27 protein-coding genes are annotated in these 24,236 nt (G+C 48.2%); 11 read left to right on the top strand and 16 right to left on the bottom strand.

What is annotated here, in order from left to right; genetic code table 11:
* Positions 1 to 101: 101 nt before the first annotated feature.
* From priA to HYX70_01605, 5 genes are all read left to right on the top strand, one after another.
* Positions 102 to 2,060, top strand: a complete 1,959-nt coding sequence (gene priA / locus HYX70_01585; protein ID MBI2797977.1) for a primosomal protein N' — start codon at positions 102 to 104, stop codon at positions 2,058 to 2,060.
* Entirely contained in the window at positions 2,061 to 2,606 is a 546-nt protein-coding gene (gene def / locus HYX70_01590) for a peptide deformylase (protein ID MBI2797978.1), read from the top strand.
* The gene (gene fmt, locus HYX70_01595) at positions 2,603 to 3,499 is read left to right on the top strand and encodes a methionyl-tRNA formyltransferase (GenBank protein ID MBI2797979.1); all 897 of its coding nucleotides are present in this window, start codon (positions 2,603 to 2,605) and stop codon (positions 3,497 to 3,499) included. Before def ends, fmt begins: the two co-directional genes overlap by 4 nt.
* Before the next feature lie 697 nt (positions 3,500 to 4,196).
* Complete coding sequence (locus HYX70_01600; protein MBI2797980.1) at positions 4,197 to 4,502, top strand: hypothetical protein; 306 nt, start codon at positions 4,197 to 4,199, stop codon at positions 4,500 to 4,502.
* A gap of 112 nt (positions 4,503 to 4,614) precedes the next feature.
* The gene (locus HYX70_01605) at positions 4,615 to 5,931 is read left to right on the top strand and encodes a hypothetical protein (GenBank protein ID MBI2797981.1); all 1,317 of its coding nucleotides are present in this window, start codon (positions 4,615 to 4,617) and stop codon (positions 5,929 to 5,931) included.
* Between the two features lie 46 nt (positions 5,932 to 5,977).
* Here the strand turns inward: HYX70_01605 and HYX70_01610 are convergent, their stop codons facing one another.
* Both HYX70_01610 and HYX70_01615 read right to left on the bottom strand, forming a co-directional pair.
* Positions 5,978 to 6,259, bottom strand: a complete 282-nt coding sequence (locus HYX70_01610) for a hypothetical protein (GenBank protein ID MBI2797982.1) — start codon at positions 6,257 to 6,259, stop codon at positions 5,978 to 5,980.
* A 1-nt stretch (position 6,260) separates the two neighbouring features.
* Positions 6,261 to 6,458 carry a hypothetical protein gene (locus tag HYX70_01615; protein ID MBI2797983.1) on the bottom strand — a complete coding sequence of 66 codons (198 nt, stop codon included), beginning with the start codon at positions 6,456 to 6,458 and terminating at the stop codon, positions 6,261 to 6,263.
* A gap of 18 nt (positions 6,459 to 6,476) precedes the next feature.
* Here HYX70_01615 and HYX70_01620 point away from each other — a divergent pair, with 18 nt between their 5' ends.
* Positions 6,477 to 7,247 (top strand): hypothetical protein, encoded by a 771-nt coding sequence (locus HYX70_01620; protein ID MBI2797984.1) that lies wholly within the window; start codon positions 6,477 to 6,479, stop codon positions 7,245 to 7,247.
* A 51-nt stretch (positions 7,248 to 7,298) separates the two neighbouring features.
* On the opposite strand, the gene HYX70_01625 is transcribed toward HYX70_01620, so the two are convergent.
* Genes HYX70_01625 through HYX70_01640 form a run of 4 tightly spaced genes read right to left on the bottom strand, consistent with a single transcriptional unit; the run spans position 7,299 to position 10,956 of the window.
* Entirely contained in the window at positions 7,299 to 7,667 is a 369-nt protein-coding gene (locus HYX70_01625) for a response regulator (GenBank protein MBI2797985.1), read from the bottom strand.
* Between the two features lie 41 nt (positions 7,668 to 7,708).
* Positions 7,709 to 8,038: a ribosome-binding factor A gene (locus tag HYX70_01630; GenBank protein ID MBI2797986.1), complete on the bottom strand. Its 330-nt coding sequence runs from the start codon at positions 8,036 to 8,038 to the stop codon at positions 7,709 to 7,711.
* A complete protein-coding gene (infB, locus tag HYX70_01635; GenBank protein MBI2797987.1) occupies positions 8,035 to 9,819 on the bottom strand; it encodes a translation initiation factor IF-2 in 1,785 nt (594 codons plus the stop codon). Before infB ends, HYX70_01630 begins: the two co-directional genes overlap by 4 nt.
* Positions 9,820 to 9,849: 30 nt before the next feature.
* Complete coding sequence (locus HYX70_01640; GenBank protein MBI2797988.1) at positions 9,850 to 10,956, bottom strand: S1 RNA-binding domain-containing protein; 1,107 nt, start codon at positions 10,954 to 10,956, stop codon at positions 9,850 to 9,852.
* Between the two features lie 218 nt (positions 10,957 to 11,174).
* Between HYX70_01640 and HYX70_01645 the strand changes: the two genes are divergently transcribed.
* The gene (locus HYX70_01645) at positions 11,175 to 11,336 is read left to right on the top strand and encodes a hypothetical protein (protein ID MBI2797989.1); all 162 of its coding nucleotides are present in this window, start codon (positions 11,175 to 11,177) and stop codon (positions 11,334 to 11,336) included.
* A gap of 92 nt (positions 11,337 to 11,428) precedes the next feature.
* On the opposite strand, the gene HYX70_01650 is transcribed toward HYX70_01645, so the two are convergent.
* On the bottom strand, positions 11,429 to 11,839 hold the full coding sequence (locus HYX70_01650) for a hypothetical protein (protein MBI2797990.1): 411 nt from the start codon (positions 11,837 to 11,839) through the stop codon (positions 11,429 to 11,431).
* Between the two features lie 108 nt (positions 11,840 to 11,947).
* On the opposite strand from HYX70_01650, the gene HYX70_01655 reads away from it, so the two are divergent.
* Together HYX70_01655 and HYX70_01660 are read left to right on the top strand one after the other, a co-directional pair.
* Complete coding sequence (locus tag HYX70_01655; protein MBI2797991.1) at positions 11,948 to 12,781, top strand: ROK family protein; 834 nt, start codon at positions 11,948 to 11,950, stop codon at positions 12,779 to 12,781.
* Between the two features lie 21 nt (positions 12,782 to 12,802).
* On the top strand, positions 12,803 to 13,297 hold the full coding sequence (locus tag HYX70_01660; GenBank protein ID MBI2797992.1) for a hypothetical protein: 495 nt from the start codon (positions 12,803 to 12,805) through the stop codon (positions 13,295 to 13,297).
* 52 nt (positions 13,298 to 13,349) lie between these two features.
* Here the strand turns inward: HYX70_01660 and HYX70_01665 are convergent, their stop codons facing one another.
* The 3 genes from HYX70_01665 to lnt form a co-directional block, all read right to left on the bottom strand.
* Complete coding sequence (locus HYX70_01665) at positions 13,350 to 13,544, bottom strand: hypothetical protein (GenBank protein MBI2797993.1); 195 nt, start codon at positions 13,542 to 13,544, stop codon at positions 13,350 to 13,352.
* Between the two features lie 186 nt (positions 13,545 to 13,730).
* The gene (locus HYX70_01670; GenBank protein ID MBI2797994.1) at positions 13,731 to 14,111 is read right to left on the bottom strand and encodes a hypothetical protein; all 381 of its coding nucleotides are present in this window, start codon (positions 14,109 to 14,111) and stop codon (positions 13,731 to 13,733) included.
* Between the two features lie 25 nt (positions 14,112 to 14,136).
* Entirely contained in the window at positions 14,137 to 15,756 is a 1,620-nt protein-coding gene (gene lnt / locus HYX70_01675; protein ID MBI2797995.1) for an apolipoprotein N-acyltransferase, read from the bottom strand.
* Positions 15,757 to 15,850: 94 nt separating this feature from the next.
* On the opposite strand from lnt, the gene HYX70_01680 reads away from it, so the two are divergent.
* Positions 15,851 to 16,531, top strand: a complete 681-nt coding sequence (locus tag HYX70_01680) for an ABC transporter ATP-binding protein (protein ID MBI2797996.1) — start codon at positions 15,851 to 15,853, stop codon at positions 16,529 to 16,531.
* Between the two features lies 1 nt (position 16,532).
* The gene (locus tag HYX70_01685; protein MBI2797997.1) at positions 16,533 to 17,810 is read left to right on the top strand and encodes an ABC transporter permease; all 1,278 of its coding nucleotides are present in this window, start codon (positions 16,533 to 16,535) and stop codon (positions 17,808 to 17,810) included.
* Position 17,811: 1 nt separating this feature from the next.
* Here the strand turns inward: HYX70_01685 and HYX70_01690 are convergent, their stop codons facing one another.
* The 6 genes from HYX70_01690 to HYX70_01715 are packed head-to-tail and all read right to left on the bottom strand — an operon-like array spanning position 17,812 to position 24,223.
* The gene (locus HYX70_01690; GenBank protein MBI2797998.1) at positions 17,812 to 18,153 is read right to left on the bottom strand and encodes a hypothetical protein; all 342 of its coding nucleotides are present in this window, start codon (positions 18,151 to 18,153) and stop codon (positions 17,812 to 17,814) included.
* A 60-nt stretch (positions 18,154 to 18,213) separates the two neighbouring features.
* On the bottom strand, positions 18,214 to 19,806 hold the full coding sequence (locus tag HYX70_01695; protein ID MBI2797999.1) for a hypothetical protein: 1,593 nt from the start codon (positions 19,804 to 19,806) through the stop codon (positions 18,214 to 18,216).
* Between the two features lie 20 nt (positions 19,807 to 19,826).
* Positions 19,827 to 20,669, bottom strand: a complete 843-nt coding sequence (locus HYX70_01700) for an Ig-like domain-containing protein (protein ID MBI2798000.1) — start codon at positions 20,667 to 20,669, stop codon at positions 19,827 to 19,829.
* Between the two features lie 15 nt (positions 20,670 to 20,684).
* Positions 20,685 to 22,193 (bottom strand): hypothetical protein, encoded by a 1,509-nt coding sequence (locus HYX70_01705; protein MBI2798001.1) that lies wholly within the window; start codon positions 22,191 to 22,193, stop codon positions 20,685 to 20,687.
* Positions 22,194 to 22,210: 17 nt separating this feature from the next.
* Positions 22,211 to 23,605, bottom strand: a complete 1,395-nt coding sequence (locus HYX70_01710; GenBank protein ID MBI2798002.1) for a hypothetical protein — start codon at positions 23,603 to 23,605, stop codon at positions 22,211 to 22,213.
* Positions 23,606 to 23,662: 57 nt separating this feature from the next.
* Complete coding sequence (locus HYX70_01715) at positions 23,663 to 24,223, bottom strand: Ig-like domain-containing protein (protein MBI2798003.1); 561 nt, start codon at positions 24,221 to 24,223, stop codon at positions 23,663 to 23,665.
* Positions 24,224 to 24,236: the final 13 nt, after the last annotated feature.

Raw genomic sequence — 24,236 nt, forward strand, 5'->3', positions numbered from 1 at the left:
GCTCAATTCCACTTAGTTACCATACGATAGTACATCTTACACCTGAAAAAGGCAATAGTGCCAGTGCGTACTAAACCGAACGGATGCCGTATAATGTTGGTATGGGAGACAAAATATCCAGGCTAAAACCAGACCCCAGATATTGGCAGATTAGTGTTTGCAAATACCCATTAGCTGATGGCCAGAAGTTCACATATTCGTCTGATATCTGTGACCTCGGCATTGGCAAGATTGTAAAAGTTGGCTTTGGAAGGTCTGTGAGTTTGGGGGTGGTGTATGGTGCCGATGCCAGCCGTAATCAAAGCTTTAAAGTTTCGCCTCTGTCAGAGGTGCTAGATCTGCCCTCACTGCCTAGTCATCTGTTAAAGGTAGCTGATTGGCTGCAAGCTTACTACGCTGCTAGCGCGCAGAGCACTTGGCAGACAGTGCTGCCAAGTAAGCTTGACCGAAACAGCCGACTCAAGCCGTTTGTAGCTACAAAAACTAGTAACTTCAAACCCAACCGTTTAAGCCTTGCTCAAAATGAGGTCTTGGGCTGCATTGCAAACTCAAAGCAGCATAAGTTCTTACTTCACGGTGTAACGGGGTCGGGCAAAACCGAAGTCTTTCTACATTTAATAGATGATTGCCTCAGAGCCGGTCAATCTGCCATTTTACTGGTGCCAGAAATTATGTTGACTACCCAGATGATAGATCGCGTGAGCCAGCATTTTTCGGGCGTTGTTGTGCTCCATTCTGGTTTAAGCCCTGCTCAGCGCCGAGCCAACTGGCGATATTTGCTAGATAACTCCCCCAATAAACCATTAGTTGTTTTGGGCACCCGCTCGGCAATTTTTGCCCCTCTGTTCAATTTGGGGCTCATAATTATTGACGAAGAGCACGAGCCGAGCTATAAGCAGGATTCCAGTCCGCGCTACAACACAGCTGCAGTGGCCGCGAAAATAGCTAACGATACTGGCGCCAAACTTATTTTGGCCAGTGCCACCCCTTCGGTTAGTAGTTATTTTTTAGCCCGGGTTGGCAAGCTCAAATTGCTAACACTTAATGATCGCTACCAGCGACACTCAGGTTTGCCCCAGACAGCTGTGGTTAAGCTTGATAGCTCTAAGCAACTGATTACCTCGGAGCTTAAGGCTGGCCTGCAAAAAACACTTGGCGAAAAAAAGCAGGCTCTGCTGTTTCTGAATCTGCGCGGCAGTGCAAGATCGCTAATCTGTACCGATTGTGGCCAGTCGATAAAGTGTCCGCGCTGCGAGATTAGCTTGAGTTTTCATGCCGACAAAGCTAAATTACTTTGTCACTATTGCGGTTATTCGGTTACCCCTCCAGCAAAGTGCCCGAGCTGTGGCCATCACGAGCTAAGCTTTGTAGGGGCTGGGACCAAACAGTTAGAGACAAATCTGGCCACAATGTTTCCACTGGCCAAGATCGTTAGGGTTGACCGAGATAGCGCCAACCCTGAGTTTTTACAAACAACCTATCGCAATTTTCGCGATGGCAGAATTGATATCTTAATAGGCACCCAGATGATTAGTCGCGGGCTAGATATCCCCTTTTTACACCTGGTGGGAATCATAAATGCCAACACTAGCTTAAGCATTGCCGACTTTTCGGCCAGCGAGCGCACTTTTCAGCTTACCGCTCAAGCGGCCGGCAGAGCTGGCCGCCGTAAACAGATTGGCGAGGTGGTTATACAAACATTCTCACCAGATAACCCGGCTATAGCGGCTGCAGCCAAACATGACTATGCTGGCTTTTATAACGCTGAAATTGAAAAACGCAGACAGTTTAATTACCCTCCCTTTGTATATCTGTTAAAATTAACTTGTACCCGTAAGGGTGATGCTGCGGCTCAACAGGCTGCCACAATATTTAAGAATCAAATAAGTTCTCCGGGGCTGGTGGTGCTCGGCCCCACTCCAGCTTACCAAAAAAGTCTGGCTGGCAAGTCCCGCTGGCAGCTGGTGGTAAAGGCTCGCAACCGGTCTAAGCTTGTGGCGATAGCTCACAATCTGCCGTCTGGCTGGACAGCCGACTTAGACCCCATAAATCTTCTCTAGATGGTACGAAAAATAGTTACAATTCCAAATCACATACTCCGTTCCAAGTCTAAGCGAATTGGCTTTGTTGATGATTCAATTAAAAAGCTGGCCGACGACATGGTAGAGACAATTCTAAACTGGGACCACGACAGCGAGTTTGGCGCCGCCTTGGCAGCCATTCAGATTGCCGAGCCCCTAAAGCTGACGGTAGTGCGCAACAGCTTTGAAACTGGTGAGGACAAAACATTTACAACCCTTATTAATCCTGAAGTTATAAAAATCAGCCGTGAAACAGTGGTCGACATAGAGGGCTGCTTGAGCGTGCCAGGAGTTTATGGCCGGGTTCGACGAGCCCTAAAAATCAAGGTCAAGGCTTTGGATGCCAACAATCAACCAATCCGCTTAAGCGCCGAGGGTTTTGCCGCCCGGGTTATTCAGCATGAGATCGACCACATGGATGGTGTTATTTTTCTCGATCATGTGACTGATGCAAAAGACCTTTTCCATATCGACAAGGCCGGTCACCTGCGGCCACTCAAAGGCGACAAGCCAAAACTGCCATGAGCAAGCCTTCGATTGTTTTTTTTGGCGCTGGCCCTGTCGCGCTAGCATCACTTAAGTCCTTGCAAGACAGCTTTCATGTTGAAGCGGTTATTACCAAGCCGCGCATTGGCAGTCATAAGGCAGAGATTTTAGATTACGCGCAAGCACAAAAGCTTCCACTTCACGCGTTCGCCAATAAAGCTGAACTAGCTCAACTTTTGGACACCCAATCGTTCCAAAGCTCAGTTGGTGTGGTTGTAGACTATGGCATAATTATTCCCCAAAGCGTAATCGATAAGTTCGACAAAGGAATCGTAAACAGTCACTTTTCGCTTTTGCCGCAGTGGCGTGGTGCCGACCCAATAACTTTTGCAATCCTCTCTGGCCAAAAACAAACCGGCGTGAGCTTAATGTTGATAGTTGAAAAGCTCGACGAAGGTCCGCTTTTGGCTCAAGAAAAGTTGGTAATAAGCCCAGAAGATACAACAGAAACTTTAACACATAAGCTTGTAAAGCTAAGTAATAAAATGCTTGCTGGAGTTCTTCCAAAATACCTGAGCGGAGACGTTAAGCCAACCGCTCAAAAAGAAAGTAATGTGTCTTACTCTCGCCTGCTAACCAAAGCCGACGGCAAGCTTGATCCCGCCAAATCAGCCGAGCAACTAGAACGAGAGGTTAGGTCTTACCAGCCATGGCCCAAAAGCTATTTTGAGTGGCAGGGACAGAATCTTATTGTCACCAAATCAGCTGCTTCCGAAGTCGGTGTAGATCCGGGCAAGCTAGAAATTAATAATGGCAAGCTCCACTTAGGCTGCAAAGACGGCAGTTTGGAGATTCTCGAAATCCAGCCGGCCGGTAAAAAGTCTATGGATGCCAAAAATTTTATTAACGGATACAAAAGTCTTTTAGACTAAACTTGGGTACGCGGGGGCGATGTTGTTGCACGCGTTCTTGGCGTCGGTCGATGCGGGGGCGGTGCTGGGCGCCGGTCGCCGCCCGGCGAATGTCTTCGTCGCTGGCCTCGCGGTCGACTCCCAGCACATCGTAGTAGGTCGGCTGATCCGTCTGAGCCATCGCTGCTTTCGCACCCTTCTTTGTCCGCTACAGCGGCACGACAAGCGCGATGGCGCGTGAGCGCACCGTCTGACGCCCGACGCTACCAAACCCAGCCGGCCTGATCTCCGGAGCAGTTCCTTCCTGAGACGGCCACCTCCCGGAGAAACGCGAGCCCAGGTGCAATACGCTGGTGGGCTTGACCCGGGAGGCCGCCATCATGGGGCCGGCATGGTCTCCAGACTCCGACTGCTCACCTCAGGTACGAAGAGTTTCGTGCGATTGTCGACTCGGGTGCACCGATCATCGCCAGCGCTCCCAAGCGGAGCAGTCAGGCTGATCCGCTGCGAGTCGTCGCTCGGGCGAAGAATGTCATTGTCAAAGACTCTCACGCCTATGTCGTTACAGGAATGGCAACGGACGGTACTGTCACATTGCGCAATCCGCACGGGACGGATCACCCAGAGATGATGTCCTTCGACACCTTTCGCCGTTTGTTTTGGCGAGTGCAATGGTGTTAGAATTGAATCGTAATGGAGACATAGCATGAAGGATCATATGACGCTAAAGGGGAATCGAGTAAATCGTCTTGGGCACACCACTCTGTACCCACGAGATGCGGAGTTGCTGGATGGTGGCCTACTTGAGGCTGAGATTAGAGTTGGAAAGTCCGGAAATGATAGTTCCATTCGAGTTAAGGTTCGCGAAGGCTCCATTCTAGCGATTGAAGGCTCCCCAGATCTGGGCGTTGAAGAATCGCGATGGCGGGTGACCTCCATCACGGAGACCGACGAACCGGATGGCAACTTCGAGCCTGGCTCGCAAGAAGGCATCATTATCGAGCTGGATCGCGTCCAACCGTAGAGCAATGAGCCTATTCTGGCAGCTCGCCCGAAGCCGAACCATCGATCCTTGCTCGTCGACTGACGCCTCTCGGGGCAGTCATTAGGGTCGGCATGGTGAGCGCCCTAATGCGATGTGCGCAAACGACGTCGCCAAACCAACCACCGAAGCTTGCCGCCACGATGGCCGCAATCCCGTACACAACTATCCAGAACCAGCCCGAGAAATCGCCCCAGTCCCAGGCAATCTCGAAGCCTGTCGAGAGCTGAGTCACGCCATCGCCGGCCAGGAGGACAGTCTGATGATCAAGCTGTGGCAGTTCGGCGTCAATCCTGACGACAAGAGCAAGGTGACCAGCGTGCTCGGCTACCGGTCGGTCGGATCCATCGGACTCATGAATAGCGTCATGGTGCTCATGACCCTTTGCGCAAGCTGGTTCTTGCGAAGCGCTGGTAGTTCTGGGAAATCGGCCAGCGACAAGGCCGGAATCTATGCGCAGCTCATGTTCGGAGCGTTTGCGTTCACGACTGTCGTGTTCATCTGGGTCGTCCAACTCACGATAAAAGTGTATGCAGTGCTGAGTCCAAGTTTGTGTACTAATATAGTCTTAATGAGCAAAGACTATAAGCACAGCCCGCTAAAGCTAGTCCAAAATAGTAAGGTTGTATTCACTTCGTTTTCTAAGCACAGCTTCTATTTGCGTTCCGACATTTCACGCTTTGCATTATTGCAAGACTGTACGCCTATTAGCCCATTTATGAATTTCGACTACAACCTGGCCGGGCTGGTAGATAAGGACTTGATGAGGATTGCCAACAACTCGCTCATAAAAGTCTGCGACGAGCTTTGGGTTTTTGGTGAAGTTAGTGATGGTGTGTTGGTAGAGATTTATCTAGCCCAAAAGGCCAACAAAAAAGTACGCTACTTTCACAAGAGCCGTTCGCCTAGAGAGTTTAAAGAGGTTGAGGTAGATGATGTTACGCTCGAAGATGTTTCGCCCTGGATGTGGGACTGGATCCTGGCTGGTAAAAATCTGTCGCGCTGGCATCCTCGCTTGCGATTTTACAAAAGCTATCCGATTGTTTACCCGGCTTACTCCAAACGCAACTTTTATTGGCAAATGCACATTAGTCAATTTTGCCTGGACAATCACATGATTCCGCTAAACCCTTTTATGCTTTTTAGATATTTTTGGGGTGACAGCGTACCGCGCGAAAAAGTTTACACCGCCAACAATAGCATAGTGCGCATTAGTGGCGAGGTATGGTCGTTTGGCGAAGTTAGCGATGGTGTTTTGGCTGAGATTAAGATTAAAAAAGATGCTGGTGACAAAACTCGATATTATAAAATAGCCAATACCAATCCTGTTTCATTTCGAAAGGTTAGCCCAAGTGGCGTTGAATTTGAAACCGAAGATCAAGATTTAGAACAGTTTAGAAAAATACTGTAGCCAAACAGACCTGTAGCTAAAAGCTCCAAGTCTGCTCAGCACATTGCTATTCCGAGCTGCGCTCGTCCAGAAGCGCCTTAACAGCTTCGAGCAAAGGCACCTCTAGCACCTCAGCTGCACGCACTGCTACCCGTAGATCCCACTTGGGCTCCCAACAAAGACGATCCACTCCGCACGGGGCTAGCCCCAATGTAGGCGCAGCGGCTTCTCCGCCCAATTGCTCAATCATGATCATGCATTCAGCCTGCAACATGTCTGCCAACTTGCACTCTATTGGCTGAGGAATGTACAGCTGATGTGGCTTACCAAGCCAGTCCTTACTAGACATATTACCTTCCTTTGTAGCTAACACCGATTGTCTTAAAAAGGTTCTTGAGGCAGCTGCAAGGACTAGCCTCAGCGTAGGGATCTTCAAGAGTCTCGGTTAGTCCCATGCGAACTTTCGTGCCCCAGCCGCCGCAATCCTCGTGCTGAGTTACCGCTTTGGCCGTCCTTTTGATCTGCTTGAGTTTTGCTTCGTGGTCCATTGGGCAAATCCTTTCAATGTGCCTGACTTTACTTTGAATTTACACAACAAACAAAAACAGCAAAACGTTTTGATTCAAATTAATTTGAATTACATTTGGGCTAGTTTACTGTATTCTAGGGGCATGATGCACTGGATCCAAAAACATGTACTGCGCGATCTAGCCACACACGACACGCGGCGATATAAGGATTTAAGGCCACTCGATGTTGAGGGCAACATGTTTATGTACCATTTAGATCAGCTGGTTAAAGAAAAGCTGATTGAAAAGTCTAAATCAGGATATAAGCTGACAACTAAAGGCAAAACATTTGTAAGCAGCATGAGCCTGCAGGCTGGTGAACGCCGAATCCAACCGAAAATCGTAGTAATGCTAGATTGCAAAAATGCGAAAGGCGAGCAGCTACTGTTTGGTTGGCGACGCCAGCCCTATTATGGCTTGATTAGCCTGCCATTTAGCAAAACTCATTTTGGCAAATCAGTCGAAGAGACAGCCGCCGAAGAATTGAAAAATAAGTCTGGTCTTGAGGGAGAGTTTGCATATCGCGGTGATGTCTATATTCAAACCAACGAAGATAATGAAGCTATCGACCATATGCTGGCTCATGTCTTTAGCGTTACCAGAACAAAGGGTGAACTTTTCTCTGATGAGCTAACCGGCAAAGCCTTTTGGGGCGACCCTAACGAATATAGTGATGAAGAAGCGGTTGCTGGCTTTAATCAAATTCTGGGATTGCTACAAACAAAAAAGACCCCGTTCTTTGAAGAGATCATTGTTATTAATTCTTAGAGTCGGCTACGCTTCTAATACCAAGCTTCTTTCCTAATGATTGTCATTAAGCTATTTCAAGTATGGCCTGAGTTTATCTACGACCTGGCTTGGTGTAAGGTCGGTCTTCACAACGTAGTCGCGGGCGCCCAGGCTTTTGGCCTGTTCGATAGTTTGAGCATCCATAACATTGGTTAGCACAATCACTGGCAGGTCTGGCAACAGCTTCTCTTTTTTTAGCTCGGTTAGAACTTCAATACCGTTCATGTTGGGCATCATTAGATCTAGCAACATTAAGTCTGGCTTGGCCTGTTTGACTTTATCTAGAGCCATGCGGCCATCGACTGCCTCGGTAACACTTAAGCCAGCTTTGGCTAGTTTAAGCTGGTACATGTTGCGGATAAAGTCGTTGTCCTCAACAAGCAAAACTGCTTTACTCATAACCTAACTATAGAGCCTGCCGGACAGCCTGTCAATTTTATTTAAGCCTGGTCTTTTTGCAGCAGTTGGCTTACCCGAGCTGAGTCGGCCAGACCACGGTCGAGCACAATCTTGAGCTTTGGAGTAAATTTACTAGTCAGACCGGCCGCGATTATGCTTTGAAGTCGGTTTTGGTGCTCTAAAATACCTTTATAAGCCTGTTCTTCGTTTTTGCCCAGAGCACTTATAAACAAGCCGGCATGCTTTAAATCGCCACTAACCTCGATCCGTACAACCGAAATCGTAGCTCCTAGTTCTGGCTGTAACTCTAGAAAGTAGGTGGCGGCTAGGCGCTCTATAGTAGCTGCAATTTTCTCGGTTCGTACACTCATAAACTTCGGGCGCGAGATTCACGCTTAACAAATACCATTGTGTCATTTAGCTCAATCGGTGCGGCAGTTGCCACCTCTAAGCCACATTCTTCGCCCTCGGTAACCTCCTTAGCAGCCTGCTTATCTTTTTGAAGGCTCAAAAGCTTGCCTTCGCCCACTTGCTTGCCAGCATGCAATATTTTGAGCTCCAAGCCCGGCGTGATTTTGCCGGTTATGACTTTGCCGCCGGTTACAACTTTTTGCTTAGTGGTTTTAAACAGGCCAAGCACTTTTAGTTGAGCCAGCTCAGTTTCAATTTCTTCGGGCGCTAACAGGCTGCTCAACCAATCCCTAACGTCATCGAGTAGTTCATAAATAATCTTGTAGAGTTTAAAGTCCACGCCCGAGCGCTTAGACAGCTGATTAACCGGTCCGTTGATCGAGATATTAAAACCAAGCACGATGGCGTGAGCTGCGACTGCAGCGTTAATGTCGCTCTCGGTTATATCCCCAAGCCCTGAGCTAACTATTTTAACCCGAACTTCGTCGTTGCCAACTAGCTCTAGCGAGTTTAGCAGAGATTCTAATGATCCTTGAGTATCGGCTTTTACTATTACTCCTAGCTCTTTAACTCGGCCATCCACTACTGCCTTAGAGATGTCTGTTGAAGTCATTGTTTTGGCAGTATTTAGCGACTTGGTGCTGTTTTTGCGTTGCTGGGCAATAAACCAGTCTTTGGCAATCTTTTCGGATTGGACTTGTTCAAACCAGTCACCAAAGGCTGGCAGGTCTTTCAACCCAGCCACAACAGCTGGCATGGCCGGTGTAGCCTGCTTAATTTTTTGACCCAAAAAATTATCCATGCTCCGCAACTTGCCATAAGTATTGCCAGCCACAATCCAGTCGCCAGGCCGCAGAGTACCATTCTGAACCAACAGACTGGCCACGGGCCCGCGGCCAGTGTCCAAATGCGACTCTATAACCACGCCCGTACTTAATGTCTCGAAATCTGCCTTGGGGTCAACAATATCGGCTACCAGCAATACCACATCTAAGAGCTTATCTAGACCCGCTTTTGTTTTAGCAGAGACCGGCACACAAGGAGTATCGCCGCCCCAATCATCTGGGGTCAGACCGGCCTCAGACAGTTCTTGTTTTACCCTATCTTGATCAGCGCCATCTTTATCGATCTTATTGATAGCCACCACCATACTTACACCGGCAGATTTGGCATGCTCTATGGCCTCCTTGGTTTGCGGCTTGACACCATCGTCGGCGGCAACCACAATAATTGCAACGTCGGCTCGCTTAGCACCATGAGCGCGTAGAGCCGAAAAGGCTTCGTGGCCAGGGGTGTCCAAAAAAGTAATAGTGCGCTTATTCTTTGTGACCTGATAGGCGCCAATGTGTTGGGTTATTCCGCCCGACTCTCCAGCCGCCACATTGCTTTCTCTTATGGAATCGAGCAAAGAGGTTTTGCCATGGTCAACATGCCCCATGACAGCTACAATCGGTGGCCGGGTCTGAGCCAAGTTAGAGTCACGATTGACCCTACCGGTGTTTGGGCGCTGCTCCTCTCCTTCTGGCTCGGCTACTATCTCAAACCCAAATTCAGCCCCAATAATCGAAGCTGTGTCAAAGTCGATTTGCTCGTTGACTGTGGCCATAACGCCGTTGTTCATGAGTTCGGCCACCACCTTGGCCACACTTACTCCCATGCGATCAGCAAAATCACTGACCCTAATAACCTGGGGCAGATTTAGTTGTTTGGCTTCATTGTTGGCTAGGTCTACATTGCTCATTGGCTAAACTCCATCTTTGCCCCAGATCTTCTACCCGCTCGCCTGTGTCTCTTGGGCAGCTTCGGTCTTGACTGCTTTTTTGGCTGGTTTTACGCTGTCGGCTTTGAGGCTTAATGATAGTTTGTGGTGTTCTGCCTCGATAGCAATAACTTTGAAACTACGTGTTTCGCCCACCTTAACAAGTTTAGAAGGATCGCTAACGTGGTCTTCTGAAAGTTCTGATATGTGTACCAGAGCCTCGATTATTGGGTTGACCTGCACAAAAGCACCAAACGGTGTTATGCGGGTAACTTTCCCTGCAACGGTGTCGCCAACTTTGTATTTTGAGATCTCCGACATCCAGGGATCCTTGCTTAACTGCTTAATCGATAGCGACAGCTTATCTTGGTCGATAGCAATAATCACGGCCTCGATTTCTTGGCCGACTTTTACATAGTGAGCCGGATTATCGACGCGGTCCCAGGCAATTTCGGAAATGTGAACCAAGCCTTCGATGCCATCAACATTTACAAATACACCAAAGTCAACAACACCGGTTACTATGCCCTTCACCTTATTACCGACTTTAAACGATGAGATCTTGCCTTCGGTAAATTCACGTTGAGCTTCTTTTTCGGACACAATCAATTTATTCTGCTTTCGATCAAGATCTAAAATTCGCACCATAAGCGTTCTACTTACCAGCCCATTTAGCCGATGTAGGATTTCGTCTTTGTCGGCACCCGTTACCCGGGGATAATTCTCGGCCGAAAGCTGGCTGACCGGCAAAAAGCCGCGAACACCCTCAACCTCAATCAAGAGGCCACCCTTGTTGGCATCGAATGGTACTATGCCAAAGGTTTCTTTGTCGGCAAATCGCTTTTCTAAAACGTCCCAACCCTTCTCTTTAGCCACCCGCTTAAGACTCAAAATCGCATAGCCCTCGGGGGTTTCTGGCACAACCACCGAGGCACTAATAACATCACCAACCTGGAGTGAACCGCTAGAGTGTTCTAGTTCTTTGCCAACAACCAATCCAGTACCAAAGACGCCTAGATCTAGCCAGATTTCGTGCTTATCAACACTCAGTACGGCTCCCTCTACTACGTCTTCGGCTTCGAGAGCACGAACCGTATTTGAACTCAAAAGCTCTGCCATTACAGCATTGTCTTGATTTTGCATATTTAACTTTGCTCCTTAGGTATAGATTTATTGGCTTTTTGGCCAATATATTAGCGTTAGACACTAACCGGCTCATAGCACCAGGTTTTGGCCTAAACGTCTTACTAACTATACCTTGTATCGGGTTATTTGTAAAGTTTAGCGTAATGCCAGTGGCTTTTGCAACCAAAATGGTCGCCTGTTAACCCTGTAAAATGACCAATAAACGAACAGGCCAGCCCTCACGACACATACAAAATCGCACCCGGGTAAGACCCCAAAACGACAGTGCTCAGTTAGAACGCCTTAACAAAACTGTTCAAGATGAATGCTTGGGGGCGCCATTTTTAAGCCAGCAGATATTAACTACTTACTAGAAGATTGGCTAGAGTACTAGCCCAGCGAAAAAATTAAACCTAGGCATAAGTCTGCATACACCCAGCCAAATGTTACAAAGGTGCAGAGCTAGTTATGGTTTAACAGGTTTGCGCGAGCGCCAGTACATATAGGCTAGAGTCGCCAAGATTGTAAGCGGTATTACGCTGGTTTCGCCACCCGTAGCCGGCATAGAAGCTGGGTTATTGCTTGATTGAGCCGGTGGCGTGGTAGATGGCGCTGGCAATGGTGTTGGTTGGTCTGGTGTTGGTGTTTGGGCAGGCTTATTGGCAGAACCGCTCTGGCTGGCCTGATCTTTAGGCTTTTGGTCTTCTGGCACTGTTAGTTCTTGCTTGCTTTGAGTATTTGACTGGCTTTGGTTGCTGCTCTGGTTACTTTTGGTTTGCTTGACCCGCTGCATATTACCATACCAAAAAGTCGCTGCCACTACGGCAACTATCAGAACTACACCGACAGCAAGTTTAATTAAAGTTGGTTTGTGCATAGTTGTTTACGCATTAATTGTACGGCTAATCAACACAGGCCTACAAGCATAAGCAGCCAATTAATTAGCTGGTTTCCTAAGTTTAAGCAGTTGTTTTATAATATTCTTATGCTAGTTGGCATAGACATTGGTGGCAGCAAGATTCATGTAGCTAGTTCGCACTTGGGTAAAAAAATCGAGCGTGAACATATATTCCCCACGCCTACCAACCAAAGAACTGTTGGCCCAACCCTAATCAAGGCCGTGAGGGAGGTCTGTGGTCGTAGCCCAATCGATGCCATTGGCATTAGCTCTCCCGGCCCTATAGACAAAAGGCGCGGCATGGTTCTGACACCCTCACACATACCGTGGCACAATCTTAGGATAGTTGAGCCACTACGTAAGGCATTCGGGTGCCCAGTGGCTATAGAAAATGATGCTAATTGTGGCGGTATGGCCGAAGCCAAATATGGTGCCGGCAAACCGTTCAAGGTTTTTGTGTACATAACCATTTCGAGCGGTATTGGTACGGCCATTATGGTAAAAGGCCAGCCACTGCCCACACCACACAACAGCGAAGGTGGCCGTATGATTATAGAGCCAAGCCTGGAGGCGGTTGAAGGGCGAATCGGCACATTTGAGAGCCTTTGCAGCGGCCAGGCGGTTGTAAGGCGCTTTGGCGCGATTGCAGCCGAGATCCACGATCACGATACTGCCAGCTGGGAGATAATTGCCCACGAACTAGCCCTGGGGTTTTACAACATCATTACCCTAGTCAACCCCGAAGCTTTGGTGCTGGCCGGTGGTTTTAGCCTCAACCACAAAAAATTCATTAGGCACGTTAAACAAAATTTGCACAGCATGCCGCTGCTCTACCCACCACCCAAAATTGTGCCGGCCAAACACATTTTAAACGCCCCCGTCTTAGGTGCGCTATTGTTAAGTACTGAATTAATTACCTAAAAGCCGTTGTGGCGTTTGTGCATGGGAGCGTATACTAAGAGTAAATGGAGGGGGGAACAAAAATTGGAAATCATAGCGCATTTTCCGCAGCTATCTTTTGTAGATAGCAGCTATTTTGCCTACGACGCATCTGAAGACCAGATTTATTACGACGGCAAACGGTTGCCTACCTCGATTGGCAAACTCAGCCTGCTACACGAGATCAGCCACTGTCTGCTGGGACACTTTCACTACAATTCAGATATTGAACTGCTTATGATGGAGCTAGCCGCCTGGGACAAAACCCGACAGTTAGCGGCTAAACATGGCGTAGATGCTAGTGAAAGCTACATACGAAGCTGCGTTACGACCTATGACAACTGGCTCACCAAGCGCGCTACCTGCCCAGTTTGCCAGAACTTTTGCTTACAACACGACGAGGCTGAATTTCGTTGCTTTGTTTGTTCTGCCAAATGGCGAGTTAGTAAGCGCACCGACACCCGTGTGGTGCGTCGATTGATTCAAGTCGAAGCCTAAATCAAAAAAGCCCCGTGTGTTTGGAGCTTTTTTGAAAATACTGCTGCTACACTTAAGCCTTGGCTGTTTTGCGACTGCGCAAACCGCCTATGCGACCTGCAGTTCGAGCTAGTTCTGGGTTGGCAGCAAAACCACCACCCACGCTCTTTTTGCCACCCATAGCACCAATTTTGACATAAAATTCTTTGCCATAGCGCTTTTTGTTGGTAGCAGCGGCTAGTTTGCCGCCAGCTTTTGTTCCGGCCATAAGACCTCCTTTGGTTTATTCAAAGGAGTCTGACTTATAACTCTTCACCTGCTTTACTAGGAGACCCTCCAAGAGTGTCAAACTCTTGGTTAATTTATTTAACGATAAGCATTTTACCAGCTTATGCTTATAATGTCAACACTTTTTAAGTGCTTGTGGTTAAGTTTTAGGTAAGAACCCTAAGCTTTAGCCAGAGCAAAGCCCAAGACCAATCTCTTGCATATTAACCCAGCCATATTTAAATCCAGGTGAAAGTTGATAGCAACGGGTCGAGCCCGCTATATTCACAACCTTATCGCCGCCTAAACTACGGTAGGGCTTACTTCCCTGAGACGAACCACTGACATACTGTGTATAGTAGTCATATCCGCCACTGTAGCCGTCGTAGCGCGCAGTTACACTGCCAGGGACAACAGGATTAGGGGTGACAGCAGCCCGACTAAAGCGCATATATATAATTCCTGCAATAGCAACTAGAGCCACCAAGATAATAGCTATATACCACTTAAAACTAGAGGTGTTCTTTGTTAGGCTTTTTTTGGCAGTCTTAGATTTTTTGGCAGTCATTACATAGCCTTTAAATTAGATTGTTCTAACCGTTAGTATAGCTATTACGCTTATGGTTGTCAAGCTTGCGCCTTGAGTAAACGGCCGCTACCACCAAGACGCCAGCGCTGGCCACCACTGCCCATTCGCCCAGTAGGGTATAGAGAGTTTTGGTGTTATTAAGTTTTACACTTTCAACCAACAGCTCCAGGTTTTGTTGGCCACTTTTGGCTAGCCAGCTACCGTTTTGATCAATTATAAACGAATAGCTACCGTCGGTGGCCTGCACAAACGGTCGGGCGTTGGCTACGGCTATAAAGCGCGCCATTTGCTGGGCTTGCTGGTGATAGGCTGGAGCCTTGGCAAAGATAGACAAGCTAGCCGAGTTGGTTAGTATTTGAGCTCCGCCAACCGCTAGGCTCCGATATAGTTCGGGCCCAATCGCGCCCGAACAAGCCAGCGCACCTATTTTGAGATCATTTAATTCAAAGGTCGTATCGGGCTTTGGGCTTCTGGTTACTTCGCGGCTCTGAAACTGATCATCAATAACTTTGCCTTGGCCAATAGCTTTAAGTAAGAAAATAAAGGCGTATGGCATAGCCTCGCCGATGGGGATCAGAAACTGCTTGTCTTGTTCTCGCACAATCTTGCCCTCTGGGTTATACACGGTTAAGGTATTGCGCCGCTCTGTGCTATCCGCTCCCGGTTGGGTTTGGGTTGAGGTAATTATGGGGGCGTTTTCGCTGCTTAGCAGTTTGTGAGCCAGAGCTTGATCGGTCTGGCTTTTGTCTTCGGCAAAAATACCGGAGTATTCTGATAATACCAAAACCTCAGCTTGTTTTGCTTGCGATAGCTTAAACAGACCCTGCCGAAAATCAAGTCCACCAATCTGTAGCGAATCGTTGGTGCCAAGCTGTACAGCCGCAACACTTATAGACTTAGAGCTAGCGTCTTTATAAATTAACCAGGACAGGACAGTTGCAAGCATTAACCCAAACCCAATAACAGCTGGTAGCTTCCAGCGTTTGTGCAGCAGCCAAAAGACGGCTAAATTCACCACAACAACTGCAAAGCTTAGCCCCCACAAGCCAACGAATCGGCTCAAGTATACCAATGGTGTTACACTAGCTGCAAAGCCTAGCGCGCCAAAGTTCCAAAACGGCCCAAGCGTGGTGTTAGGCCCACTCGAAATAACCGAGAACAGCCAGCTACGCACAAACTCCCCAATTACCCAAGCCGCTGGCAAGGTTAAAAATACCCAGGGGTTGTCGAGCTTAGATTTGGTGAGTTTGTAGAGCCAGCCAGCTACTACAAACCCAACCGACAGCACCAGAGCAAATGCCAAATAGCCAAACACTAGCCCGCCGATAGCAGTCCAGCCACTAGTGCCGGCCCAGCGCTCCGGCTGGGTTTGGAGCATCCAAAACAAAATTATGGCTTGAGAACCAAAGCCAACCATCCACCAAAAACCCAAAGCCTTAACTTCCCCGTGTTTTTGCAGATACTGCAGTAAATAAAGCAGCGGTAAAAGCCCCACCAGGCCAAGCCAGCCTAGGTTATAGCCCAAAAAGGGTAGGCTTAAGCCAATTATGCTTAAGAGCGTTAGGGCAGCAGCAACTAAGGCTGGTTTGTGTTTCTTATACCAGCGTTTGACCTGTGTTTTCATTTAGCTATAGTATAACCGAATCGTTCAACCAAAAAAACTTACTGCTTATGCTATAATTTAACCTGGCACAACTAAAGCTGTGGCCACGAACATTATGATACGAGCTATTAAAGTTTCGAAAAAATATAAATACAATGGCGTGGAGCAACTAGCCTTGCAAAACGTCTCGCTTATGGTGCCAACCGGCAAAAGCATGGCCATTATTGGCAAAAGCGGGTCGGGCAAGAGCACACTCATGCACATACTCTCTGGGTTAGATACGCCAGATTTTGGACGAGTGCTTTTGGGCAAGAATGATCTAGATGCGCTTTCGCAAAAAGAAAAAGACAGATTGCGCAACCGCTACATTGGTTTTGTGTTCCAGAGTTTTTTTTTGCTACCCAAAGAGCCAGTTTGGCGCAATGTAGCCATGCCACTAGAAATAGCCGGTGTTGGGCTCGAGGAGCGCCGCACCGACGCCATGAAGGCCCTGGGCTTTGTGCAGATGCAAGACTTTGCCGAAAGGCCAGCATTTGAGCTCTCCGGCGGCCAAAAACAACGGGTTTGCATAGCCCGGGCCGTGGTAAATGCACCCCACTACCTGTTTGCCGATGAGCCGACCGGCAACTTAGACGACAAAACTGGTGCCCAAATAGAGGAACTGCTTTTTGCCATGAACGAGGCTCTGGGTAGCACTCTGGTGATGGTTACCCACAACCTAAAACTGGCTAAAAAGTGTAATGAGGTGGTAGAGATAGAAGACGGCAAAATTGCCAAGGTTGAGGGGCTGTGGTGATATGAAAGTAGCCGACGTTTTTAAACGCAGCTTAGAAGGCATTAAGCAAAACAAAGTGCGAGTAGCCCTTACCTCTTGCGCCATTGCCATTGGCGCCTTTGCCCTCATGATTACCTTTGGCCTGGGCGAGGGCGCCCGCCAAGCCGCCGCCACTTTAGTTGCTAGCTCGCTCAACAACCAGGTTATTAAGGTTAGCCCTAAGCAGCCCGAAAGCAGTTTTCTTTCTGCCACCACACTTCAGGAGTACAATGCCGAGCAGGCTGGCAAAAACAAAAATGAGCCCAAATTGCTTACCGAGAGCGACATTAAAAAGATAGAGGGGCTCAAGGGGGTGGGCCAAGTAATTCGCAACTACCCTTTTACCCTCGAGTATTTAGAAGCCAACGGCAAAAAATTTGTTATTAGTGCTAGTCAATATAGCCCGATCTACAAGCCGCAGCTTGTAGCTGGCGAGGCAGGTGGTAGCATTGGTGTCGACGGCATAATAGTGCCCGAGGTTTTTTTAAGCCAGCTGGGCTTGGGTTCGGCTCAAACCGCCATTGGCAAAACCCTGCCAGTTACCTATTTCGATCGTGAGCGCTTAGCCAGCCGGATCCAAAACTTTAAGGTTGTGGCGGTTAGCAAAAAGCCCATTACCAGCGCTCTGCCATCTAATTTTCAGGTCTCTGAGTCGGCCGCTTCGAAAATCAGTTCTTTTCAGAGCAGCGATAGTAGCAAGGTTGGCTACGGCAGCCTAACAGTGGTTGTGCCAGCCCAATACGGCATTGAGGGGGTCGATGTGGTTAAACAAAACATCGCTAAACTTGGTTTTACGGTGTCAACCGATGCCGAGAGCGCCAAAGGTTTAACCGATGTTATAAACGGCTTACAGCTGTTTTTGGCTGCCTTTGCAGCCGCAACCTTGCTAGCCGCCGTGTTTGGCATTATTAATACCGAATTAATTGGTATATTAGAGCGTAAGCAAGAAATTGGCCTGCTCAAGGCCTTGGGCATTCGTGGCCACACCCTGTTTGCCATTTTTACGGTCGAAGCCGGCTGGATTGGGCTTTTTGGCACAATCTTAGGCATAGTTCTGGCTTTTGTGTTAAGCCTGTTTATAAATCCACTCATTGCCAAGCGGCTAGATATATTTGCCGACTCCGGCTCGGCACTAGTATTCACACCAACTCAAGTGCTGGGAATAATTATCTTGCTGCTGGTTATTGCATTGGTCTCGGGTGTTTTACCGGCCGCCAAAGCTGTACAAATGGATCCAATCGAAGCGTTGAGGACTGAGTAGCCTACAAAAACTTAAACGAACCAGGTATACACATAACTAATTCATTTGGCGCCTGGGGTGGACATACATATTGGATATTAAGAGGCCCGTATTTTATAACATGGACTCCTTTCACTCCATTGTCCGTGGCTCGGCAAAAAAGACCGCCAAAAAAATACTTACAATATCCTTGGGGAACCCAATCTGGGTCTGAGCTTGCATAGCTCTCATAAACAACAAAAACACCTAAGGCGGCCACCAAGCCCACCATAACCACCACCATCCATACTGGCACAGCGGCTTTGGCCTTGAGGCCTTTGCCGGATACGCTTGATTTTGTTTTAACTTTCTTTTTTGCTGGCATTTCGTTACCTATTAAAGATGTAACTATTAAAACTTAGGTTCTATTTTGACAAAACCCAAGCTAGTTGTCAAACTTTTTACGCTTAATGTAGTAAGCAAAGTAGGCAGCTGTAAAAATGAAACTAAGAACAACCACCCATTCTCCCAAGATAGTATAGAGGGTTCGCCTACCCGGCACCCCCACTGTGGCACTTTTGTAGGCAAAGCCAAAGTCCTGATTGATTTTCTCGACACTGCCGTCCTTATTGAGTATAAATGAGTAAGTACCAAAAGCTCCTTGCGCGTACGGGCGGGCATTGGCCATAGCCATAAAGCGGGCGGTTTGCAGGCTTTGCTCGTGGTAAACAGTTGCTTTTAACAGCCCAGCGGGCGAGGCTGGGTTTGTCATAACATTGCCGCCCTGCCGTACTTGCTGCCGGAACAGTTCTGGCGCAATCGCCCCCGAGCAGGCTTGGGCAGCGATTTTTAGGTTATTAACCAACAAAGGCATGCCGTTTGCTGCGCCCTTTGCCACATACAAATTGTTTCTTTGCTTGGCTACAAAACTACTCTGCCCACCTGCTCTTAAAACAACCTCCAAAATATATGGTAGGTATTCCCCGATTGGAATTAAAAAGGCTTTATCTTGTCTGCCAATAATGTTGGCGTTCTGGTTGGCTGCTATTAGAACATTTTTACGCGGGACAACCGAACGATCTTCGGTAGTGGTAATCACCACTCCGTTGTTTTTAAGCACTGGAGCCAGCAGGGCCTGGGCAGCCTTGGGTGTGAGTAGACTACTGCCAATTATCCCTGAATACTCTGGTAAAACTAGCACGTCAGAAGGTTTTTCGGTATTTGCACCTTGGTTTATTGCCTCTGTAGTTGCTTTTTGCCACACCGCCCTAAGCTGCTGATGGTCTACCAAAGGCAGACCATATTGAAGGTAGCCAAGGCTCAAACTGCTACTGGTAGTCTTCCAGCCAAAATAGCCTATCATTGTAATTACCAAAACGGCCGCAAAGATAATTACCGGCCACAAAAACTTCTTTTTGAACAGCCAAATCCAAGCCAGGCTTATAGCAACCGCCGCAAAGCTCATGCCCCAAAGCCCCACGATTCGCGCTGCAAACCCCAAAGGCGTTACAGCGAGTGCGAACCCCAAGTTGCCAAAGTTCCAGTATGGACCAACGCTGCCACCTGAGCCTATTGTCACGAGGGACAACAACACACTTCGGCTGAACTCAGCTACCACCCAAAAGGCTGGGATAAGTAAAAACACCCAGGGATTTAAAGGGTTCTTTATACAGCGAAAGTACAACCAGCTAAAAACCACGTACTGCAAACTCAAAATAAGTACAAGTAGACCGTAAACCAGAGCCAGCATAAAAAGACTAAAAGCCTGGTTTAATTGCAATTGTGAACGATCAGAGAACAGTAACCAGCCCACAACTATCATCATCGAAGCTAGTCCCGGTAGCCAACCCCAAAAGATCTTCTTAGCAAGGCTCAGTTTTTTACTTGCAATAGCCTGTAGTAAAAGCAAGTAAGGGGCAAAGCTAATTAAAATCAGCCAGCCGTAATTGTAGCTCAAAAACGGCACAGCTAGTAGCAGCGCCGAGAGAATGCTTAACAAAACTATCTTTTGGGATTCAGAAAAATAGTACTTTTTCACACTAGCTAGTATAACAGTTGCTACTGCCCAAAAACATTACTAAAGTTCTGCACCAGTTTGCTCCACCAGTCGGTCGGGTTTTGCACTTGCAGGGCATAAACATAGTTTTTGTTGGCCCCAAAGCCATTTTTAACCTCGGCCTGCAGCAAGTGGCTGCCGTTTTCGTAACGTGTGGAATTAAAGGTTTGATTGAAAGGCGCGGCCTTGCTAATGCCGATTTGTTTGCCATCTACCCTATATATTACCTGGGTTGCGGTTTTGGCTATATCGGCCGGCAAACGAAAATCAACCACACCGCTCACCGGGTAGGTCTTGGCAGGCGCTGGGCTAGTCGGTGCTGGCGCAGTGGCAGATGGAGCCGCTGGCGCAGAGCTTGGCTGGACGGCGCTTGGTGGCGGCTGGAAGGCTGGAGTTTGCTGGCTAGCGCTCTGATTTTGTGCGTCTTTGCCCTGTTGATTGGCACTGTTGAGCTGAGTTTGAACCTCGGCCGGCAAACTGCCTGGATTGATAGCATCGGCCTGTTCGGCTTGGCCGCTAGCCCGCAGGGCATCTTGCACCATCTGCAAACCAACGGCTTGAGCTTGGGCAAAGGCCACGTTTTTGCGCTCTTTGCCGGCAATCGATTCTTTTAGATTAACCGAGCCATCTATATTAAAATCATAACTCACATAGGGTCCGTCGTTGCCGCCATAAATATAGATCTTGCCGCCACCAAAGGCGTGTGAGAACCTAAAAACTGCGATCCCGACAACCGCAACCACTAGCACCAACACTAATACCATCCACCACTTAGGTTTAAACTTGCCTTTTTTGCTGGCACTAAAGCTAGCTACCCTAGATTTTGTAGACTTTTTTTGCGGCATTACACTCGCGCCCGGCTATTGATTGGTTCGCTTAAAAGGTGGTCGAACATTGATCTCTTTGGCACAAGCCGGCACACTAAAAGCATCGGATACAATGTTGTGGCCGCGCCAGAATATTCGCAAAAACACCTGATAGGTTTGGTTTTGGCCAGTTGTGTTGGCGGGCATAATAAAGGTTCCTGCTGGGTCTACCTGGGGTGGTCGTACTACTGTGTAAACACCGCTGGCATCTGGCGAGTTGCCCCAGGCTTGAATCTCGTGGCGGCCTTTGGCATCGACCGTAGTGTCGTCGTAAGTGCCGTCGGGCTTTTTGGCCCTCAAGTAAAACGAGAAGTCAGCTAGCTCGTTGGGATTCAAGCTGCCCACTTGCTTGGCCGTAGCTGTCATTTTAAGTGCCTGGCCACCACCTACCGTAACTGGTTCTATCTTTAGATCTTGGCACGCGACAGACGGGGTCTGAGCTACCGGCCTAGGCTGTGGCCGAACTACAGGAGAGAATTTTTTGGCTATACCGTCAACCAAGCCAGGTGCAAAAGTTCCGTTATTCAGAGAGTTCAATAAGTAGTCTGCCAACTTAGCCGAGCCAGAAGCTAAGTAGTGTACTCCGTCGTCGCTCAGGTTTTTATTGGCGTCTTTCTGGTCGGTGGTAAGTATTATGCCGTTGTTAGAGGCGTCGTTGCCCCATAAAAACTTAAACTGACTAATTAGGTTGTAGTTGAGTGCAGCCGACTGGTTGTAGATAGTGTTTAAAGTGTTCTGGAGGCGCTGGCGGCCAACTGTATAGTTGTTGGCAAACCATTGGTCAAAGGCTTCTTGGCTCGGAAAGTCGTTACGGCGAAAATACATTTCGGACTGGTACGACAAAGCTTTGTTACCGGGAGCCGCCACATCGACCCAGTCAATCTGAGCACTAGGGTTTATAGCCCTAATCTTTTGTATCAGCTGCTTTTGGGCATTGGCGAATATGCTAGGCTCGGCCAGATTGTCGCATGGCTTACCGTTGGCAGAACACTTCGTGTCGCCGGTTTCTGGGTTGGTACCCAAAAATATCACAATGGTTTTGGCATCTTTTACGGGGTTGTAAACACCGCCATTGGCTTGGCAGTAGTTGTTCATAGTGGCATTGCTCTTGGTTTGCTCAGACCCGCAAACATTGGTGTTGTTGGCATCAACAGCCACCAGCGCGCTTTGCTGGCCAAAGCCACCCTTGCTGATTGAGCGACCAGGATCTTGGTTAATAAAAGCTGGGCTATAGCCATTATTCTGAAGCTTTTGTGCCAACCCGCCATCTACAACCAGACCAGTAGTAAGCGAGTCGCCCAGCCAATAGACCGGCCCTTTGGGCGCCGAGCCGGCGCTAGCCCGCGAAAACCGCAGCACGGCAATGCCGGCAACAATAACTACCCCCACCAACAAAACTGCCATCCACCAACGGAATTTAAGCTGATGATTTTTGTTTAGCCCAGACCTAGCAATTCGAAATTTCGACCTTGGCGGTTTAGTAGTTTTGGTTTTTTTTGACATTACCGCTATTTTATAACCTACTGGCGATCGTAATAAAAATCAATAAAGGTATTTTGATTTTCTACAGCGTTGGCTAGAGCAAAGGCCGTAGGAATATTGCCGGCATATTTAGTCACGCCATTTACCATCACTCTGGTGATTTTCCAGCCTGCCGGCGCGGTGGTATAAGCCTGGTAGGGATTATCGCTTACAAAAATACCATTGGCTACAAATGGATTGCTGCCACCGCAGGCAAAAGTAACCCCGCCTCTGTTTTTAATACAAATTCCTGTGTTGCCAGGTGCGGTGCCGGGGTTTGATTTGAGGTAGCCATTGGGAGGCACTGGCCCATTGGGACCGTATTTAGTAATGTACAGCCTGCCCTGGGGATTTCGCGGTGTTTCGGCCGGCCGATTGGCCATGCGATTCTGCAACTTAAAACTATAGACCGAATTCGCAGTTGGGCAGCCCACCAAGTAAAAATGTACCACACCGTTGCTTTCGTCTACCTTGGTGAGTCTAGGCTCCCCTATAACCCGGCTCTTGACCGCGCAAAAATTACCCCATTTCCAATAACCCACATCGTGCTCGGTCGTAACGCCACGAGCTTGGTTTTGAGCCCAGGTGCCCACCCAGTCGTCGAGTAGGCCAATGTAGCTCCACTGGTTAATGTTTTGGGGACAAACGCTGGCGTAACCAGCTACCGCTTCATAGCCACAAACCGTGGTTAGTTGCCCGGCAGGAAAGTTTAGAGTCTGAATATTGGGGTTTCCAGGCGGAGCTGGATTACTGCCACCAACCGGGTTGGGCCCAGGAGCGGCTTGGACTTTTGGATAAACCGCCAGCGTCGTACGTGTGGCCGACACAACATCGATCTGGTTTTCGTTGGCTCCCAAAAAGCGGTAAAAATAGTTCAAATTACCATTAGGCGCGCCAATAGTTTGTCTTATGCATTGCCGGGTTGTTCCCTGCGCGTACAGCGTACCTTGAGTAACAGCAACTTCGTTGCCGCCCCAGTCTAAAATTAGAAGATAATAATTAGCGGCATTTCCATCGGGCCGGGTTTTGTAAAACACCCAACAAACCTCTACATCTGCCCGGTCGATGTTAGCAACATCATTATTACTAACTATGTTGCCATACGTATCGCTAGCCTCGGCCGAAGTCCGGTTGGCCACGTTTATGGCATAGCTATATGCTGTAAAGCTGGGGTTGGCCGGCACGGTGCTGGCATTATATATACCACTCAAACCATTACCCACCGAAAACACCCTAGTAGCCGAAGCTCTGCTAAAGCGCAGTATAATAACCCCTAGACCAGCCACTACAGCTATCAGTATTAGCGCCATCCACCAACGGAATTTAAACTGGTGTAGCTTGTTTAGGCTTGATTTGGCAGTACGAGATTTTGATTTTGTTTTTTTAGCAGGCATTTTATAGCGCTTATGTTATTTAGGACTGATTATAATACACTGCACAAATTATTACAATTATGGTCTGGCGGTTAGCACATAGAACGGGTAGGTAATAATATTGCCTAATTGTTTTAGCAGATTGGGGCTGTTGTCGATAGCAATGGTTTTTTTGACGGCAGCCAGCGGCCTGTTACTTGTATCGAAGGCTATGGCCGAAATAGTGTGCTGCCCGGCACTGTATCTGGTTGAGTCAAAGGTGAAGCTATAGGGTGTTTTGGTAGCAACCCCGGCCAGGGTACCATCAACATAAAAACCTACTTTTCCAACATTCTCTAGCCTGGTAGTGTTATAGCCAAATATAACTGTGCCGCTAACCGGAATCGGCGAGCCTGTTTGAGCGATAGTGGCGCCACCGGCAACCTGTTGGATCTCGGCATCGGTGAGCGGTGTGCTGGTAACCTCACTAGTGGCGGCCCGGCTTAGGCGAATAATAATAATGCCGGCAAACATAACAATAACAATAAAAACAATGACTTGCCAGGACTTAATATAGTGAGCATGAGCCAACGTTGCCACACCAATACTGGAAGAGCTGCTGCGTGATTGGTATTTGGTTTTGGACTTAGCTTTTGCCATAAGAATCTTAAAC

Source organism: Candidatus Saccharibacteria bacterium, assembly GCA_016191105.1.
Classification (GTDB): Bacteria; Patescibacteriota; Saccharimonadia; order CAILAD01; family BJGX01; genus JACPPH01.